Origin of the sequence: Xanthomonas translucens pv. undulosa, assembly GCF_017301775.1 — a bacterium.
Taxonomy (GTDB): Bacteria; Pseudomonadota; Gammaproteobacteria; order Xanthomonadales; family Xanthomonadaceae; genus Xanthomonas_A; species Xanthomonas_A translucens.
On record NZ_CP063993.1, the window covers coordinates 468198 to 485750 of the forward strand.

At 68.9% G+C, this 17553-nt stretch carries 14 protein-coding genes; 2 read left to right on the plus strand and 12 right to left on the minus strand.

Annotated features, from left to right (window positions below; translation table 11 throughout):
* Nucleotides 1-430 precede the first annotated feature (430 nt).
* The gene (locus ISN38_RS01795; RefSeq protein WP_003467978.1) at nucleotides 431-604 is read left to right on the plus strand and encodes a hypothetical protein; all 174 of its coding nucleotides are present in this window, start codon (nucleotides 431-433) and stop codon (nucleotides 602-604) included.
* A gap of 164 nt (nucleotides 605-768) precedes the next feature.
* Here the strand turns inward: ISN38_RS01795 and ISN38_RS01800 are convergent, their stop codons facing one another.
* From ISN38_RS01800 to ISN38_RS01825, 6 genes are all read right to left on the minus strand, one after another.
* Entirely contained in the window at nucleotides 769-2217 is a 1449-nt protein-coding gene (locus ISN38_RS01800; RefSeq protein ID WP_003467977.1) for an efflux transporter outer membrane subunit, read from the minus strand.
* Nucleotides 2211-2945 (minus strand): SDR family oxidoreductase, encoded by a 735-nt coding sequence (locus tag ISN38_RS01805; RefSeq protein WP_058362163.1) that lies wholly within the window; start codon nucleotides 2943-2945, stop codon nucleotides 2211-2213. The genes ISN38_RS01800 and ISN38_RS01805 overlap by 7 nt, the downstream gene beginning before the upstream one ends.
* Nucleotides 2946-2976: 31 nt before the next feature.
* Nucleotides 2977-6150 (minus strand): efflux RND transporter permease subunit, encoded by a 3174-nt coding sequence (locus tag ISN38_RS01810; protein ID WP_206712036.1) that lies wholly within the window; start codon nucleotides 6148-6150, stop codon nucleotides 2977-2979.
* 163 nt (nucleotides 6151-6313) lie between these two features.
* Entirely contained in the window at nucleotides 6314-7510 is a 1197-nt protein-coding gene (locus ISN38_RS01815; RefSeq protein ID WP_206712193.1) for an efflux RND transporter periplasmic adaptor subunit, read from the minus strand.
* Nucleotides 7511-7521: 11 nt separating this feature from the next.
* Nucleotides 7522-8295, minus strand: a complete 774-nt coding sequence (locus tag ISN38_RS01820) for an SDR family NAD(P)-dependent oxidoreductase (protein WP_003467962.1) — start codon at nucleotides 8293-8295, stop codon at nucleotides 7522-7524.
* On the minus strand, nucleotides 8292-8516 hold the full coding sequence (locus tag ISN38_RS01825) for a hypothetical protein (protein ID WP_058362046.1): 225 nt from the start codon (nucleotides 8514-8516) through the stop codon (nucleotides 8292-8294). The genes ISN38_RS01820 and ISN38_RS01825 overlap by 4 nt, the downstream gene beginning before the upstream one ends.
* 128 nt (nucleotides 8517-8644) lie before the next feature.
* Between ISN38_RS01825 and ISN38_RS01830 the strand changes: the two genes are divergently transcribed.
* Complete coding sequence (locus ISN38_RS01830) at nucleotides 8645-9730, plus strand: LysR family transcriptional regulator (protein ID WP_058362160.1); 1086 nt, start codon at nucleotides 8645-8647, stop codon at nucleotides 9728-9730.
* Nucleotides 9731-9873: 143 nt separating this feature from the next.
* Here the strand turns inward: ISN38_RS01830 and ISN38_RS01835 are convergent, their stop codons facing one another.
* The 6 genes from ISN38_RS01835 to ISN38_RS01860 all read right to left on the minus strand — a co-directional run bounded on the left by ISN38_RS01835 (nucleotide 9874) and on the right by ISN38_RS01860 (nucleotide 17486).
* The gene (locus ISN38_RS01835) at nucleotides 9874-10572 is read right to left on the minus strand and encodes a YiaD family glycine zipper/OmpA-like lipoprotein (RefSeq protein ID WP_003467956.1); all 699 of its coding nucleotides are present in this window, start codon (nucleotides 10570-10572) and stop codon (nucleotides 9874-9876) included.
* A gap of 96 nt (nucleotides 10573-10668) precedes the next feature.
* Nucleotides 10669-12123, minus strand: coding sequence for a WS/DGAT/MGAT family O-acyltransferase (locus ISN38_RS01840; protein ID WP_058358607.1), 1455 nt, complete (start codon nucleotides 12121-12123; stop codon nucleotides 10669-10671).
* A 123-nt stretch (nucleotides 12124-12246) separates the two neighbouring features.
* Nucleotides 12247-13668: a cryptochrome/photolyase family protein gene (locus tag ISN38_RS01845; protein ID WP_003467953.1), complete on the minus strand. Its 1422-nt coding sequence runs from the start codon at nucleotides 13666-13668 to the stop codon at nucleotides 12247-12249.
* 147 nt (nucleotides 13669-13815) lie between these two features.
* Entirely contained in the window at nucleotides 13816-15234 is a 1419-nt protein-coding gene (locus ISN38_RS01850; RefSeq protein ID WP_003467952.1) for a replicative DNA helicase, read from the minus strand.
* 225 nt (nucleotides 15235-15459) lie between these two features.
* A complete protein-coding gene (locus ISN38_RS01855) occupies nucleotides 15460-16014 on the minus strand; it encodes an NADPH-dependent FMN reductase (RefSeq protein WP_003467950.1) in 555 nt (184 codons plus the stop codon).
* 308 nt (nucleotides 16015-16322) lie between these two features.
* Nucleotides 16323-17486, minus strand: coding sequence for an acyl-CoA dehydrogenase family protein (locus tag ISN38_RS01860; RefSeq protein ID WP_003467948.1), 1164 nt, complete (start codon nucleotides 17484-17486; stop codon nucleotides 16323-16325).
* Nucleotides 17487-17553: the final 67 nt, after the last annotated feature.

The window sequence follows — 17553 nt, forward strand, 5'->3', positions numbered from 1 at the left end:
ATCTGCCCATTGCAGCAATGGATTGCCAGGCAGGTTGTCGCAAGCATGGCCCGCCGCAACGGCCGGGCAACGCTTGAACGCAGCGCCATCCGGCAATGTCGGCAGCAGCAGGCATGAGATCTGCCGGTGCTTAATGAAAGTGGTCCAGCCGCGGATGCCTGCATCCTTGAAGCAGCCCCGAGCGTCGCCTTCGGCCGCACAGCTGGTAGGCGAATCATGCGCGTGCATCCGTTACGGCAGCGTCCTTGGGGCGTTGCGGAATGATGTCGGGGCCGTCGCGGTGGGGCAAGGAGACGGACCACGCCGACCACGTCGAGACAGCAATCCGGGGCACAGGACCGGCAACGCAGACACATGCGTTACTCGCCCACATGCCCATCACCGTCGGTCTGTACGGTAGGCGATGACCTTCAGATCAGGACGCCCCGCCATGTCATTGACCCAGGAACAACTGCGCATCCTGCAGGACATCCATGCCACCAGACCGGTCGGCGAAGCGGAGACGGCTTGGGCGGTGCGCGAGAATTATGCCGCGCAAGGCGAAGATGGCGATCTCGCGCTAAGCCAGAACGGGCTGCAAGCGATCGACGGCAGCGAAGCGTAATCCCAGGCGCCGTGTCGCCTTCGCCGCACCATGGCAGCGCCGCTGCGAGGCAATAGGGCACAGTGCTGCGGCCATCCCACCTGGACCCGGCTGGCGCCATTGTGGTGTGGTGATGATGCGCAACTTCTTCGTGGTCGTGTGCGGCGTCGGGGACGCTCGCGCCGTCAGTGTGCGACCGGCACAGGCAGCGGCGTTGCCAGCGCCACCTCCGGCGGCAACACCGCGTCCTGGCCCCAGCCGCCGAGCGCCTTGTACACCCGCACCACGCCGACATTGACCGAGGCCTCGGCATCGGCCAGGGCATCGTCGGCACTCAGCTTGGTGCGCTGGGCATCGAGCAGGGTCAGGAAATCCTCCGAACCGGCACGGTAGCGGATCTGCGCCAGCGCTTCGGCGCGGCCTGCCGCTTGCGCCTGTTCGACGACGATCGCCAACCGCGCTTGCTGCTTGGCGTAGGCGGTCAAGGCGTTCTCGGTGTCCTCCAGCGCGCCGAGCACCGCCTTCTCGTAGTCGGCGGCGGCGCCGTCGGCCTGCGCCTCGCTGGCGCGCAGCCGCGCGCGCACGGTGCCGAAGTCGAACGCCGCCCAGCTGATCGACGGGGTCAGCGACCAGGCCTTGCTGCTGCCCTGCAACAGCGCGCCGGCATCGCCGGACAGGAAGCCGACGAAGCCGCTGAGGCTCATCCGCGGGAACAGGTCGGCGGTGGCCACGCCGATCCGCGCCGTCGCCGCCGCCAGCCGGCGCTCGGCAATACGCACGTCGGGTCGCCGGCGCAGCAGCTGGGTGGTATCGCCCAGCGGTAGCGCGCGGGCGTAGGCGGGCGTGGCGCGCGGCGCCGGCAGGTCGTCCAGCGCGCCTGGCGGACCGCCCAGCAGCACCGCCAGCCGATGCCGGGCCTGCGCTTCGCTGACTTCCAGCAACGGGATGTCCGCCTCGATCGCCTTGAGACGGGCGCGGCTGCTCTGCACGTCCAGTTCGCTGCCGGCGCCCAGTTGCGAGCGGGTCTCGGTCAGGCGCTGGGTATCGCGCAGGTTGTCCAGGGTGGTGCGCGCCACCGCGATGCGTTTCTGCGCGCCGCGCAATTCGAAGTAGTTGCGCGCCACTTCCGCGGCCACGGTGACCTGCGCATCGGCCATGCCGGCCTGCTCGGCTTCCAGGTCGGCGCGCGCCGCCTCGCTGGCACGGCGCTGGCGTCCGAACAAATCCAGTTCCCAACCGGCATCGAAGCCCAGGCTGTAGCGCTCGGTCAGCACCCGTGCGCCGCCGGCGTCGGCATCCGGCGCCTTGCCGCGGCTGTAGTCGCCGTTGGCGGTGACGTGCGGCGCCTGGTCCAGGCGTCGTTCGGCGAACACCGCGCGCGCCTCGTGCACGCGCGCCAGGGCGATGCGCAAGTCGAGGTTGGCGACCAGGCTCTGGTGCACCAGCTGTTCCAGCACCGGGTCGTCGAACTGCGCCCACCACGACGCCACCGGCGAGGTGATCGCGAACACCGGTGCCGCCGCGCCCTGCAGCGTCACCGGCGCCGGGTCGGGCGCACGGTAGTTGGGGCCGACGCTGGCGCAGGCGCTGAGCAGCGCCAGCGCCAGCGCGCCGATCGCGGGCCGGATCACCATGGCAGCACCTGGCCCACATGGGTGTAGCTGCCGGTCGCGCCATCAGCATCGAGCAGCGCCATCATCACGCTGCTGCGCGCGCCGTCGGCCACGTCCAGCTCGCCCTCGCCCGAGTTCATGTCGGTCTTCACGTAGCCGGGATGGATGCTGTTGACCTTGATCGGGGTGTCGCGCAGTTCGTAGGCCAGTTGCACGGTCCACGCGTTCACCGCGCTCTTGGACACGTTGTAGGCCGGCACCTTGAAGTCGTAGATCGGCGAGCCCGGCTGGCTGTGCAGCGTGACCGAGCCGAGCACGCTGGACACATTGACGATGCGCGCGGCCGGCGCGGCGCGCAGCAGCGGCAGGAACGCCTGGGTCACCGCGATCAGGCCGAACACGTTGGTGTCGAAGGTGGTGCGCCAGGTCTCCAGGCTCTGCTGCCAGACCGCGAGTTTCATGTCATCGAGCATGATGCCGGCGTTGTTGACCAGGATGTCGAGCAGGCCATAGCGCGCCTGCACCGTCGCCACCGCGGCGGCGATGCTGGCGGCGTCGGTGACGTCCAGGGTCAGCGCCTCCACCGGCAAGCCCTCCCCTTGCAGTTCCAGCGCGGCGGCCGTGGCGCGGGTGGAATCGCGGCCGGCCAGCAGCGTGTGCACGCCGGCCTCGGCCAGCTGGCGCACGGTGTGCAGGCCGATGCCGCGGGTGGCGCCGGTGACGAGGGCGATTTTCTGAGTCGTGGTCATGCGGATTTCCTTGAAGGTGGGAATGGACGGATCAGGCGTGGGTCGGCGCATCGGCGGCGTGCGCCGGCGCATGCGACACCAGCGGACGCCCGGACAGCTTGCGCAGGGCGACATAGAACACCGGGGTGAGGAACAGGCCGAACAAGGTCACCCCGAGCATGCCGGCGAACACGGTGATGCCGGTGGCCGAGCGCACTTCCGCGCCGGCGCCGTGCGAGAACACCAGCGGCACGGTGCCGGCAATGAACGCGATCGAGGTCATCACGATCGGGCGCAGACGCAGGCGGCAGGCCTGCAGCGCCGATTCGACGATGCCCTTGCCCTGCAGCTCCAGTTCGCGGGCGAACTCGACGATCAGGATCGCGTTCTTGCACGCCAGGCCCATCAGCACTACCAGGCCGACCTGCACGAACACGTTGTTGTCGCCGCCGCTCAGCCACACCCCGAACAGCGCCGACAGCAGCGTCATCGGCACGATCAGGATCACCGCCAGCGGCAGCGTCCAGCTTTCGTACAGCGCAGCGAGCACCAGGAACGCCAGCATCACCGCCAGCGGGAACACCACCATCGCCGCCTTGCCCTGGCTCGCCTGCTGGTAGCTCAGGTCGGTCCATTCGATCTCCATGCCGTTGGGCAGCACCTGCTTGGCGATCTGGGTGAGCTTGGCCATCGCTTCGGCCGAGGACAGCATGCGCGCATCCGCCTCGCCGGCCAGATCGGCGGCCGGATAGCCGTTGTAGCGCAGCACCGGATCCGGACCGAAGGTCTGCTTGACCGTCACCATCGAGCCGATCGGCACCATTTCGCCGGCGGCGTTGCGGGTGCGCAGCCGCGCGATGTCCTCCACGCTCTCGCGGAACGGCGCGTCGGCCTGGGCGATCACCTGCCAGGTACGGCCGAACTGGTTGAAGTCGTTGACGTAGGTCGAGCCCAGGTAGGTCTGCAGCGTATCGAACAGATCGGTCAGGGCCACGCCCTGCGCCTTGGCCTTGACCCGGTCGACCTCGGCGTCCAGCTGCGGCACGTTGGCCTGGTAGGTGCCGATCGGGAAGCTCATGCCCGGGGTCTGCGACACCGCGCCCTGCATCGCGTTGACCGCGTTCTGCAGCGCGCCGTAGCCCAGGTTGGCGCGGTCCTCGATGAACAGCTGGTAGCCGTTGCCGTTGCCCAGGCCCAGGATCGGCGGCGGCATGAACGCGAATGCCATGCCTTCGCCCAGCTGCGAGATGCGCTGGTTGATTTCGGCGTTGATCTCCAGCGCGCTGCGATGGCGCTTGGCGAACGGCTTCAGGGTCAGGAACACCACGCCGGTATTGGGCGTATTGGTGAACTGCAGCGCGTTCAAACCGGGGAACGAGATCGCATGCTCGACGCCGTCGGTCTGCATGGCGATGTTGGTGACCTTGCGCAGCATCGCGTCGGTGCGTTCGAGCGAGGCGCCCTCCGGCAGCTTCACGCCGGCGATCAGGTACATCTTGTCCTGGGTCGGAATGAAGCCGGCCGGCACCGCCTTGAACATCACACCGGTGACCACCAGCAGGCCGAGATAGACCACGAACACCACGCCGCGCTTGCCGAGGATGCGCGACACACCGCCCTGGTAGCGTTCGGAGCTGCGGTTGAAGAAGCGATTGAACGGACGGAACAGCCAGCCGCCGAACAGGCGGTCCATCAGCCGCGACGCGGCGTCCTTGGGCGCGTCGTGGGACCGCAGCAGCAGCGCGGCCAGCGCCGGCGACAGGGTCAGCGAGTTGATCGCCGAGATCACCGTGGAAATGGCGATGGTCACCGCGAACTGCTTGTAGAACTGGCCGGTCACGCCGGACAGGAACGCCATCGGCACGAACACCGCGCACAGCACCAGCGCGATCGCCAGGATCGGGCCGGACACCTCGCGCATCGCCTGGTGCGCCGCGGCCAGCGGAGTCAGCCCTTCCTCGATGTTGCGCTCCACGTTCTCCACCACCACGATCGCATCGTCCACAACGATGCCGATCGCCAGCACCAGGCCGAACAGGGTCAGCGTGTTGATCGAGAAACCCAGCACGTACAGCGCGGCGAAAGTACCAACCACCGACACCGGGACCGCGATCAACGGAATGATCGAGGCGCGCCAGGTCTGCAGGAACAGGATCACCACCAGCACCACCAGCAACACCGCTTCCAGCAAGGTATGCACCACGGCGGTGATCGAGTCGCGCACGAAGATCGTGGTGTCGTACACCGCTTCGTACTTCACGTCGTCCGGGAACTGCTTGGTGAGCTGGTCCATCGTGGCGATCACCTGATCGCGGATCTCCAGCGCATTGGCGCCCGGCGCCTGGAAGATGCCGATGCCGACCGCGTTCTTGCCGTCCAGCTGCGAGCGCAGCGTGTAGTCGCCGGCCCCCAGTTCCAGACGCGCGACGTCGCCCAGGCGCACGGTTTCGCCGTCGGCGCCGACCTTGAGCACGATGTCGCCGAACTCTTTTTCGCTGCGCAGGCGGCCCTGCGCGTTGATCAGGGTCAGGAACTTGCTGTCGGGCATCGGCTCGGCGCCGAGCTGGCCTGCCGAGACCTGCACGTTCTGCTCGCGCATCGCTGCGACCACATCGCTGGCGGTGAGCCCGCGCGCGGCGATGCGTTCCGGATCCAGCCAGGCGCGCATCGCATAGTCGCCGCCGCCGAACACCTGCGCATCGCCCACGCCCTGGATCCGCGCCAGCGCGTCCTTGACGTGCAGGCGCGCGTAGTTGCGCAGATACAGCGTGTCGTACTTGCCCTTCGGCGAGGTCACGTGCACGACCATCAAAAAGGTCGGCGACTTCTTCTGCGTGGTCACGCCCTGCCGGCGCACGTCTTCGGGCAGGCGCGCCTGCGCCTGCGAGACGCGGTTCTGCACCTTGACCGCGGCGTCGTCGGCGTCGGTGCCTGGGCGGAAGGTGATGGTCATCTGCAGCACGCCGTCGGAGCCGGCCACCGACTTGATGTACATCATGCCCTCCACGCCGTTGATCGCCTCCTCCAACGGCGTGGCGACGGTCTCGGCGATGACCTTGGGATTGGCGCCCGGATACACCGTGCGCACGATCACCGACGGCGGTACCACTTCGGGGTACTCGCCGATGGGCAGCATCGGGATCGCGATCAATCCCGCGGCGAAGATGACGATCGACAGCACGGCCGCGAAGATCGGCCGGTCGATGAAGAATCTGGAAAAGTCCATGGGTGGTGGTCCTGGAAACTAAGGTGAAACGGATGGCCGAACAGGAATGCGGGCAAAGCGGCGGCAACGCCGGGCCACAACGGTGGCCCGGCCTGCAAACACCGGTCGCCAGCGCGGCCGGTCTACGACGCTGTGCGCGCCCCTGGCGTCAGTCGGGGACGACTCAGTCGAGGGCGACGGCCTTGCGTGCGGCCGCCGGCGAAGTCGTGGCCAGGGCCACGGTCTTGGCCTGCACCGGCATGCCCGGCATGAACACTTTCTGCACTCCGTCGACGATGACGCGGTCGCCGGCGTTGAGCCCGCCGAGCACGATGCGCAGGCCTTCGGCGCTGCGTCCCAGCTGCACGTCGCGACGCTGCGCCTTGCCGTCCTTGTCGACGACGTAGACGTACTTGCGGTCCTGGTCGGTCAGCACCGACCTGTCGTCGATCAGCAGCGCGTTGAAGCGGCCGCTGCCGAGCAGGCGCACGCGGGCGAACAGGCCCGGGGTGAAGCTGCGATCGGCGTTGTCGAGCAAGGCGCGCACGCGGATGGTGCCGGTGCTGCGGGTGATCTGGTTGTCGAGGAAATCGACCTTGCCGGCGTGCGGGAACCCGTCCTCGCCGACCAGGCCGACCTGCACCGGCAGCTGACCGTCGCGCTCGCTGGGCCGCTCGCCCTTGCGCGCCATCTGCGCATAACGCAGGAAGGTGCCTTCGTCGGCATCGAAATAGACATGCACCTTGTCCAGCAACACCAGCGTGGTCAGCACGCTGGCGCTGTCGCCGGCGCTGACCAGGTTGCCGGCGGTGACCAGGGCGCGGCCGGCGCGGCCGGCGATCGGCGCGCGCACCTGGGTCCATTCCAGATTAAGGCGCGCGGTATCCACCGCGGCCTGTGCGGCGAGCACGTCGGCCTCGGCCTGTTCGGCGGCGGCGTGGCGCTGCTCCCAGCTCTCGGTGGAGATGGCCTGCTGGTCGGACAGTTTCTTGGCGCGCGCCGCCTCGCTGCCGTTGAGCCTGGACTGGGTCCGCGCCCGCGCCAGCTCGGCGTTGGCGCGCGCCAGTTCGGCGCGGTAGCTGCGCGCGTCGATGGTGAACAGCACATCGCCCTTGTTCAGTTCCTGGCCTTCGACGTAATTGACCTTGTCGATGTAGCCGGACACGCGCGGACGCAGATCGACGCGCTCAACCGCCTCGACGCGGCCGCTGAACTCGTCCCACTGGCTGATTTCCTTCTGCAGCGCGGGCGCCACGCCGACCGCCGGCGGCGGCGGCGCGCCCTGCCCGTCGGCTTTGCTGCCGCAGGCGGCCAGGGCCGCGGCCAGCAGCGCGATCGCCAGCGGGCGCCAGGCGCGCGAGGGGCAATGGAAAAGCGGCATCGGAATCGGGTTCATGGAAAAACCTCGTGAGTGGAAGGAGAAAAATGCGCGGCGGTCATCAACGAGGTGCGTGGATGCGCGTAGTGGTGCTTGTCGATGTCGACGATGGCCTGGCCAGGCACGCCGCCGTCGGCCAGCAGCGCCACCGCGGCGCGGCCGACGCTGAGCGTGGTGAACCATTCCGGGCAGGCGTCGGCGCCGGCTTCGCTGCGGCAGACCGGATGGGTCAGCGACAGCAGTTGCACGCGCACGCCCAGCGGCTTGGCTTCTTCGTGCAGGACCTGGGCGAGCATGCGGATCGCCGCCGCGGCCACCGAGCTTTCGCCATGCCCGGCCCAGGCGCGCAACGCGCACGGGCTGCCGAGCAGGATGTAGCGGCCGCCGCGCTCGGCCTGCGCCAGCAGCGGCAGCAGGTGCCGGGCCGCGGCCAGATGCGGCAGCAGGTCGGCTTCCATGCGCCGGCGCAGCGCGGTCAGCGGCTGGTCCAGCAGGCGCCCGCAACGCAGCGGGCTGCCCAGGCTGGCGACCACCCCGGCCAACGGCCGCGGCCGCTGGTCCACGGCCGCGGCCAGGGTGGCGGCGGTGGCATCGTTGCAGACCGACCCCTGCAGCACGTCCAGCGCCGGTTCGTCGCTGTAGCGATCGCGCAAGGCGCGCAGCCGGCCTCGGTCGCGCGCCACCGCCAACACCGGACTGCCGGCTTCGAGCAAGGCGCGGACCACGCCCAGACCGATGTTGCCGGTGCCGCCGAGCACCAGCACCTCCGGATCCAGCGTCCCGCTCACGGGACTTTTACTCCCGCAAACGGGACAATCGCGATCCGACCGAGTCGGCCGCTGCCGCGCTGGCCCAGCTGCATCGCGCCGCCGGCCTGGCTGCGCGGCGGCGGGGTGAACTCGCGAAAGGCCTTGAGATAGCCGGTTTCCAGCGCGTCGATGGGCGTACCATCGCGTCGATTGGGGCAACGGACGCCTGCGAGAAACGGCAACAAAGTACGCAACGACATGAGCAAGTGGCCTGGGTGGCGGCGAATGCGCACAAATTAGGCGTCAAAGTCGCACTTGATTAGTCCGAATTAAGGGGAATAATCGTCCCGTCACCGGTCCAATCGTCCTCCCTCCTCAGGAACCCGCCATGACCCACGATCTGAACGACACGCTGATCTTCGTCAAGGTGGTCGAGCAAGGCAGCTTCATCGCCGCGGCCAACGCGCTTGGCCTGCCCAAGACCACCGTCAGTCGCAAGGTGCAGGATCTGGAGGCACGCCTGGGCGCGCGCCTGCTGCACCGGACCACGCGCCGCCTCGGCCTGACCGAAGCCGGCGCGGTCTATCACGAGCATTGCCAGCGCATCGCGCGCGAGCTTGAAGAAGCCGAGAGCGCGGTCGGGCAGCTGCAGGCCGGCCCGCGCGGCTGGCTGCGTTTCAGCGTGCCCTACTCGGCCGGCATTTCCTGGGTGGCACCGATCCTGGGCGAATTCCACAAACAGCATCCGGAAGTGCGCCTGGAAATGATCATGACCAGCGACAAGGTCGATCCGATCGCCGAGGGCGTGGATGTGGCCCTGCACATGGGCGCGCTGCTGGATTCGACCATGGTCGCGCGCAAGCTGGCCACCTTCCGCACCCAGGTGTTCGCCAGCCCCCACTACATCGAACGCCACGGCGAGCCGCTGCATCCGGACGACCTGCAACACCACCGCACGCTGGCGCTCAGCAATGGCCGCAACGGCGGCAACCGGCTCAGCTGGCCATTGCGCAACGGCAAGCAGAGCGGCGACTTCGCGATCCAGCCGATCCTGCTCGCCAACGACTCGGCCGCGCTGATCGGTGGGCTGGTCTGCGGCGAAGGCCTGGTGCTGGCCAGCGACGCGACGATCAAGCCGCTGATCGAGGCGGGCAAGGCGCGCCGCGTGCTCGGCGGCTGGGTCGGCCCGGACCTGGATTTCAACGCGGTGTTTCCCGGCGGGCGCATGCTGTCGCCGAAGGTGCGCGCCTTCGTCGATTTCCTGGTCGACAAGCTCAACTTCGACGTCAACTACATGCTGGCGCAGTGCCCGGCCAAGCTGGCCACGCAACACGCCGACAGCGGCGCCGAGTTCACCCTGTGCAGCGGCGTGGCGATGAATACCCAGACCCTGGCGTTGCCGCAGTTGGCCGAACTGCCATCGCTGCAAGAGGCGGAACCGGCGCCGGAGCTGGAGGAAGAAGCGCTGGTCTGAGCAGGCAGGCGCGTAGCGAGCGCGGCGGTTGGCGCTGGCTGCGTGCCCGGCGCCCGCGTCTACGCCGCGGCACACGGGTGACGCCACAACGCGAAACGGGCCGCATCAGCGGCCCGTTCGCGTTCCAGCCCGGCGGTCGCGGCTCAGGAGCGCAGCGGCACCACGCGGATTTCCACGCGGCGGTTCTGCGCACGGCCGGCCTCGGTGCTGTTGTCGGCGATCGGGTATTTCTTGCCTGCGCCCAGCGTCTCGATGCGCTCGCGTTGCACGCCCTGCGCGGTCAGGTACGCCGCCACCGAGGCGGCGCGCTGCTCGGACAGGCGCTGGTTGACCGCATCGCTGCCGACGCTGTCGGTATGCCCGACCACTTCGATCATGGTCTGGTTGTATTCGCCCAGGGTCGAGGCCACGCCGTTGAGCGCCGAATAGAACTGCGGCTTCAGCGTGGACTGGTTGAAGTCGAAGGTGATGCCGTCGGGCAGGTTCAAGGTGATGTTGTCGCCGTCGCGGCGCACGTCGATGCCGGTGTTGGCGGTGCGCTCGCGCAGCGCGCGCTCCTGGCGATCCTGGTAGTTGCCGATCGCCGCGCCGCTGAGCGCGCCGATGCCGGCGCCGATCATCGCGTGCTGGCGGCGCTCGGTGGCGCTGCTGCCGCTGAGCAGGCCGGCGGCGACGCCGACCGCGGTGCCGATCAGCGCGCCGCGGCCGGTGCGGTCGTTCTGCTGTTCGGTCTGGTTGCCGTACTGGTCGCGCTGCACGTAGGAGCCGCCGGTGGCGCAGGCGGACAACAGCAGCGCGCTGGCCAGCGTCACGGACATGCCTTGGATAGCGGTGCGTTTCATCGCGCTCTCTCCCGATTCTGAAATGAAGTGGGAGCCAGCATAAACAGTGGGCTGCGAGACGGGGATGAACGCTGCGCGCGCCGCACCGCGCCCCGTTCAGGAAGCCGGCAGCAACGCCTCCGCATCCACCGCGCGCAGCGGATGCTCCCAGTCGCCCATCAGCGCCAGGTACAGCAGCTTCTCGAATTCGGCGCCGATGCGGCGCATCACCGCATCCGGGTCGGGAATCAGCCGCGCATCGCCGATCAGGCCGAAATGCACGCGATGGTTGTAGCTCATGATCGACACGCCGACCCCGATCGAACCGGTCTGCGGCACCCAGAACATCATCTCGCGAACGCGGCTGCCGGCCAGGTACAGCGGCTGCTGCGGCCCCGGCACATTGGTCGCCACGGTGGTCGCCTTGCGGCTGAACAGGTCCAGCGCCAGCGACTGCAGCGCCGCCGGCGCCATGCCCACCGCCGCCAGCAGTCCGAACACCACCATCGCCTGCCGCGACTGCTTGAGCTGCTGCATCGAGGCGGCCACGCGCTGCACGCGCCGCACCGGATTGGCCTCGCCGACCGGCAGGTCCAGGAACACCAGCCCGAAATGGTTGCCGAGCTTGCGCGCATGTTCCAGCGGGCGCAGGTTGACCGGCACCGTGGCGCGCAGGGTCACCCCGTCCAGCGCTTCGCCGCGCTCGAGCATGTAGTCGCGCAGGGCGCCGGCCATGGTCGCCATCAGTACGTCGTTGACCGTGCAGTCGCAGGCGCGGCCGACCGCCTTCACTTCGTCCAGGTCCAACGGCGCAGCCCAGGCCACCCGCTTGCTGACCCCCAGGCGCCCGCGCAGCAGGGTCGGCGGATCGTCGGACAGCAGCAACGCATTGGCCAGTTCGCGGCCGATCAGGCCCCCTTCCTTGGCCAGCATCTGCGCCAGGTTCGGGTCCTGGTACATGGCACGGCCCTTGTCGAGCATGCGTCCGCCCAGTTTCAAATAACGGTCGATGGCGCCGACCCGGCGCACCACTTCTTTGCCGTCGTCCTTCAGCCAGGCGCGGCCGAGTTGCGCCGACGGCTCCGGCACGCGCTGCATATCGGTCAGCGACAGCAGTACCTGCACCAGCGCGATGCCGTCGGCGTAGCTGTGGTGGATGCGCGCCACCAGCGCCGAGCCGCCTTCGTAGCGTTCGATCAGATGGAACTGCCACAGCGGCTTGGTCTTGTCCAAGGGCGTGGACGCCATCTGCCCGGCGAAGCGCTCCAGCGCCTGCTTGCCGCCGCGCCCGGGCAGGGCCGACAGGCGCACGTGCCAGTCCAGGTCGAAGTCGTCGTCGTGTTGCCAGTGAGCGCCGGTCGCGGTGTCCACCGGCTTTTGCTGGAAGCGCGGAAACGACAGAAAGCGTTTGCGCACCAACTGCTTGAACTGCGGCAGCGACAACGCCTCGTCGAACATCAGCACGCCAGTGATCATCATCGGATTGGTCGGCCGCTCCATCCGCAACCAAGCGGTATCCACACGCGACATCGGTTCGCGCCGCGGCTTGCGGCGGGCTGTGCTGGTGGCCATGCATGCTCCTGTGCGTGGCCGGAGTGAATCATGGCGCAGCGAAGGGCGTCAATCGCAGCGCCCTGCCCTGCGCTGCCGCGGTTCACGCCGCAGCGCCGCTCGCGCGCACTGGGTTGGCCCGCGTCAGCCGCCGCCAGTCTCGCGATAGGCGGCAAGCGCGGCGTCGCGGCCGGCGGCCAGATCCACGATCGGCTGCCGCGGATAGTGCGGCGCGCTGGTGGCCAGGCGCTGCGGCGACAGCCACGGCGCGAAGCGCTCGGCCACTGGCAGCGCCGCCAGTTCCGGCACCCAGCGCGCGATGTAGCGGCCTTGCGGATCGAACTTCTGCGCCTGCGTCACCGGATTGAACACGCGGAAATACGGCGCGGCGTCGGCGCCGGTGCCGGCCACCCACTGCCAGCCGAGGGTGTTGTTGGCCAGGTCGGCATCGACCAGCGTGTCCCAGAACCAGCGCGCGCCTTCCGACCAGTGCACGCGCAGGTGTTTGCACAGGTAGCTGGCGACGATCATCCGCACCCGGTTGTGCATCCAGCCGGTGTGCCACAGTTCGCGCAGGCCGGCATCGACGATCGGCACGCCGGTGCGGCCGCGCTGCCAGGCCTGCAGCTGCGCCGGGTCCGGCGTGGCCCAGCGGAACCGGGCGAAGCGCGGATTAAGGTTGTGCTCGGGCGTGGCCGGGAAATGGTGCAGCAGGTGGTGGGCGAAGTCGCGCCAGCCGAGCTGGCGGATGTAGCCGTCGATCGCCGCGCCGGTGGCGGCGCTGCGCTGCTTTTCCAGTGCGGCGACGATCCGCCACGGCGCGATCTCGCCGAAATGCAGGTGCGGCGACAGCCGCGAGGTACCGACCTGGTCGGGACGGTCGCGGCCCTCGACGTAGCCGCGCAGGGCGCCGTCGACGAACACCTCCAGCGCCTCGTGCGCGCCCGCCTCGCCCGGTTGCCATACCTCCCAGAAGCCGCGGTCCCAGCCCAGCGCCGGCGCCAGCCCAAGCTGTTGCAGCGGCAGGCTGGGCAGGGCCGGTGGTGGTGGTGGCAGCGTCTTCGGCGCGGGCCGCAGCGCAGGTACCTGCCAATGGCTCAGGGCGCTGCGCCAGAACGGCGTGAACACCTTGTACGGCCCGCCCTGCTGGGTGGCCAGTTGCCACGGTTCGAACAGCAACGCGCTGTTGTAGCTGTGCACGTCCAGGCCCTGCTCGCGCAGTTCGCGCTTGAGCTTGGCGTCGCGCGGCTGCGTGGCCGGTTCGTAGCGGCGATTCCAGTACACCGCGACCGCGCCGCATGCTTGGATCAGCTCGCGCAGCACGGTCTCGGCCGGACCCTGGCGCAGGATCAAGCGCGATCCGCGCGCTTGCAGCTGCGCGTCGAGCGCGGCCAGCGCGCGCTGCAGCCAACTCAGCGAGGCCGCGCCGGCGGACCAGGCGCCTTCGTCGCCGGGACTGTGCACATAGACCGGCACCGGCGTGTGCCCGGCGGCCAGCGCCGCGTGCAGCGCGGGGTGATCGTGCAGGCGCAGGTCGCGCCGGAACCAGACGATGGCGTAGCTCATGCGCAGAACGGGCCGGAAAAGGACGCGCAAGGATACGCGTGGCCGGCGCGCAGCCGGCGTGAGCGCGCGCAATCGATGAAGGCGCGCGCCGACGCAAGACATCTCGCAACGCAGCTGGCGCTCGACCGCCAGCGCGGGCGCACGGCCCTATTCGAACGCGCCCACCGAATCGTGCGCCAGATTGTCGAAGCGGGTGTACTCGCCGAAGAACTTGAGCTTGCACGAACCGGTCGGGCCGCCGCGGTGCTTGCCGATGATGATCTCGGCCAGGCCCTTGTCCGGCGAATTTTCCTTGTTGTAGTAGTCGTCGCGGTAGATGAACACGATCATGTCCGCGTCCTGCTCGATCGCGCCGGATTCGCGCAGGTCGGCCATCACCGGGCGCTTGTCGGTGCGCGTTTCCAGCGAGCGGTTGAGCTGCGACAGCGCGATCACCGGCACGCCCAGTTCCTTGGCCAGGCCCTTGAGCGAGCGCGATATCTCGGAGATCTCGGTGGCGCGGTTCTCGCTGTTGCCCGGCACCGCCATCAGCTGCAGGTAGTCGATGACGATCAACCCCAGGTCGTGCTCGCGCTTGAGCCGGCGCGCCTTGGAGCGCAGGATTTCCGGCGACACGCCCGGCGTGTCGTCGATGAAGATCTTGGTCTCCTTCAGCATCTTGATCGCACCGGTGACCCGCGCCCAGTCCTCGTCCTCGAGCTGGCCCGTGCGCAGGCGCTGCGCATTGATCCGGCCGTTGGAGGAGATCAGGCGCATCGCCAGCTGCGAGGCCGACATTTCCATCGAGAACACCGCTACCGCCTTCTTCGACTTGATCGCCGCGTACTCGGCGATGTTCAGCGCCAGCGTGGTCTTGCCCATCGCCGGACGCGCGGCCAGGATGATCAGATCGGTCGGCTGCAGGCCGGCGGTCATCGCGTCGAAGTCGCTGTAGCCGGTGGGCAGGCCGGTGATGTTGCCGCCGCTCTCGAAGCGGCTGCGCAATTCCTCGAACGCGTCCTTCAACGCGCCGGGCATTGCCACGAAATCGCTGCGCCCGCGCGCGCCGGCCTCGGCGATCTTGAACACCGCCTTCTCGGCGCTGGCCAGCAGCTCGGCGCTCTCGCGCCCTTCCGGCTGGAAGCCATCGTTGACGATGCTGGTGCCGACCTCGATCAGCTGCCGCAGCACCGCCTTGTCGCGCACGATCTCGGCGTAGGCGGCGATGTTGGCCGCCGACGGCGTGGTGCTGGCCAGTTCGATCAGGTAGGCGCCGTCGCCGACCATCTCCAGCTTGCCCTGCGATTCGAACCACTCGCCCAGGGTCACCGCATCGAACGGGCGGCCCTTCTCGGCCAGCTCGCGGATCGCGCGGTAGATCAGCTGATGGTCGCGGCGGTAGAAATCGTTGTCGGTGAGCTGGTCGTTGACCCGGTCGTAGGCGTCGGGCGCCAGCATCAGGCCGCCGAGCACGGCCTGCTCGGCCTCGATCGAATGCGGCGGCACGCGCAACTGATCGATACGCGGCTCGCTGCGTTCGCCACGCTCGCTTTTGCGGTCGCCGCGGTAGCCGGGACGGGCGGACATGGGCTGGGTCTTCTCTCTACGGGACTGCGGGACACGGGCGGCGCGACGGCGCGGCACGGTCGGCCATCTTAGTCAGCGGCGCACGGCACGGCTAGGGACAAGTCTGTGGACAACCCGTTGAGAACTGTGCACAGGCCCCGCCACGCAAGGCGATCGCCGCAGCGCCGCGACACCTCGCGCCGGCTGCGACCGAACGCGCCGGACCCGACGCGCGGCCGCACGCGCTCAGGCCTGCAGTTCGTCCACCCAGGCGATGAACTTGTCGACGAAGCCCTGCAGGAACTTGCGCGTGTCGGCGTTGCCGATGCTGCCGTCGGTGTCGATCAGCCCGTCCTTGAACTGCAAGAACACCTCCGGCTGGCCCAGCACCGGCATGTCCAGGTAGGCCAGTACGTTGCGCAGGTGCTGCTGCGCCAGCGCCGTGCCGAGCGCGCCGGGCGAGACTCCGCACAGCGCCGCCGGCTTGCCGGCGAAAGCGCTGTCGCCGTATGGCCGCGAGCCCAGATCGATCGCGTTCTTGAGCACGCCCGGGATCGAGCGGTTGTATTCGGGGGTGACGAACAGCACCGCGTCGGCGTTGCTGACCTGCGCCTTCAGCCGCTTGCCCTGCTCCGGGTAATCCTGGTCGTGGTCCTGGTCGTACAGCGGCAGGTCGCCGATCTCCACATACTCGAAACGCGCGCGGTCGCCGACCAGCGTCTCCAGCGCCAGCGCCAGGCGCCGGTTGTACGACTCCTTGCGCAGACTGCCGACGAAAACCGCGATGCGGTACTGGCTCATGGCGTACTCCTGACCGATTTGGGGCTTGCAGCCTAGCCGCCGGCGCGGCGCCGCCAGGTGAATACGGCCCAAACGACCGCTGCCAGGCCGCTCAGCGCCACGCCTGACAGGCTGCGCGACCGCCCCCACACCTCCACCGCGTGCGCCTGCAGCGGCTCGGACAGCCGGTCATGGCGCAGGGCAGGTAGCACGCGCCCAGCTTGGCCGCCACCACTTTGGAATTGGCGTTCTCGGCGGCGAACGCTCATGCCCTCTCCCCCTCGTGCCGGTCGGTTGCGTCGGCGACCACGCCAGCGCCGCCAACCGATTCAGAACGCATTGATCCCGGTCAGCTCGCGGCCGACCACCAGTTGGTGCACGGTCTCGGTGCCTTCGTAGGTGATCACCGATTCCAGGTTCAAGGCATGGCGGATCGCGCCGTACTCGGTGGTGATGCCGGCAGCGCCGAGCAGGTCGCGGCAGTCGCGGGCGATGTCCAGCGCCATGCGCACATTGTTCCACTTCGCCAGCGACACCTGCGCCGGCTGCAGCGTGCCGGCATCCTTGAGCCGGCCCAGCTGCAGCGCCAACAGCTGCGCGCCGGCGATGCGCCGGGCCATGTCGGCCAGCTTGATCTGCGCGCTCTGCGTGGCCGCCAGCGGGCGACCGAACAGGATGCGTTCGCCGGCATAGGCCAGCGCCTCGCGCAGGCAGGCGATCGCCGCGCCGATCGCGCCCCAGCTGATGCCGTAGCGGGCCTGGGTCAGGCAGCCCAACGGGCCTTTCAGCCCGCGCACACCCGGCAACCGCTGGCTATCGGGCAGGCGCACCGCGTCCAGGAACAGCGCTGAGGTCACCGACGCGCGCAGGCTCATCTTGTTGGAGATGTCCTGCGTCGTGAAACCGGGCGTGCCGGCCTCGACCAGGAAGCCCTGCACGCCGTCCTCGGTCTGCGCCCACACGATCGCCACGTCGGCCAGGCTGCCGTTGGTGATCCACATCTTGCTGCCGCTCAGGCGCCAGCCGTCGCCATCGCGCACCGCGCGGGTCTGCATCGCCGCCGGGTCGGAACCGCCCTGCGCCTCGGTCAGGCCGAAGCAGCCGATCGCGCTGCCGGCGGCCATCGCCGGCAACCAACGCTGCCGCTGCGCCTGGCTGCCGTAGGCGTGGATCGGATACATGCACAGCGAGGACTGCACGCTGACGAAGCTGCGCAGGCCGCTGTCGCCGCGCTCCAGTTCCTGGCAGATCAGGCCGTAGCAGACCGCATTGAGGCCGGCGCCGCCAACGGCCGGCGGTAGCGTGGCGCCGAGCAGGCCCAGTTGCGCCAGCTCCGGTACCAGTTCGGCCGGAAACCGCGCCTGGTCGAATGCATCGCCGATGATCGGCAGCACCTTGGCATCGACGAAGCGCGCCACCGCATGCTGGATCGCGCGCTCCTCCTCGCTCAACAACGAGGCCACATCGAACAGATCGTCGCAGGGCAACGGCATGGCAAGACTCGGGGCGAAAACCGCAGTGTATCGGAGCGCGCGCGCCGCCAAAAAAACAGAGGCCGGC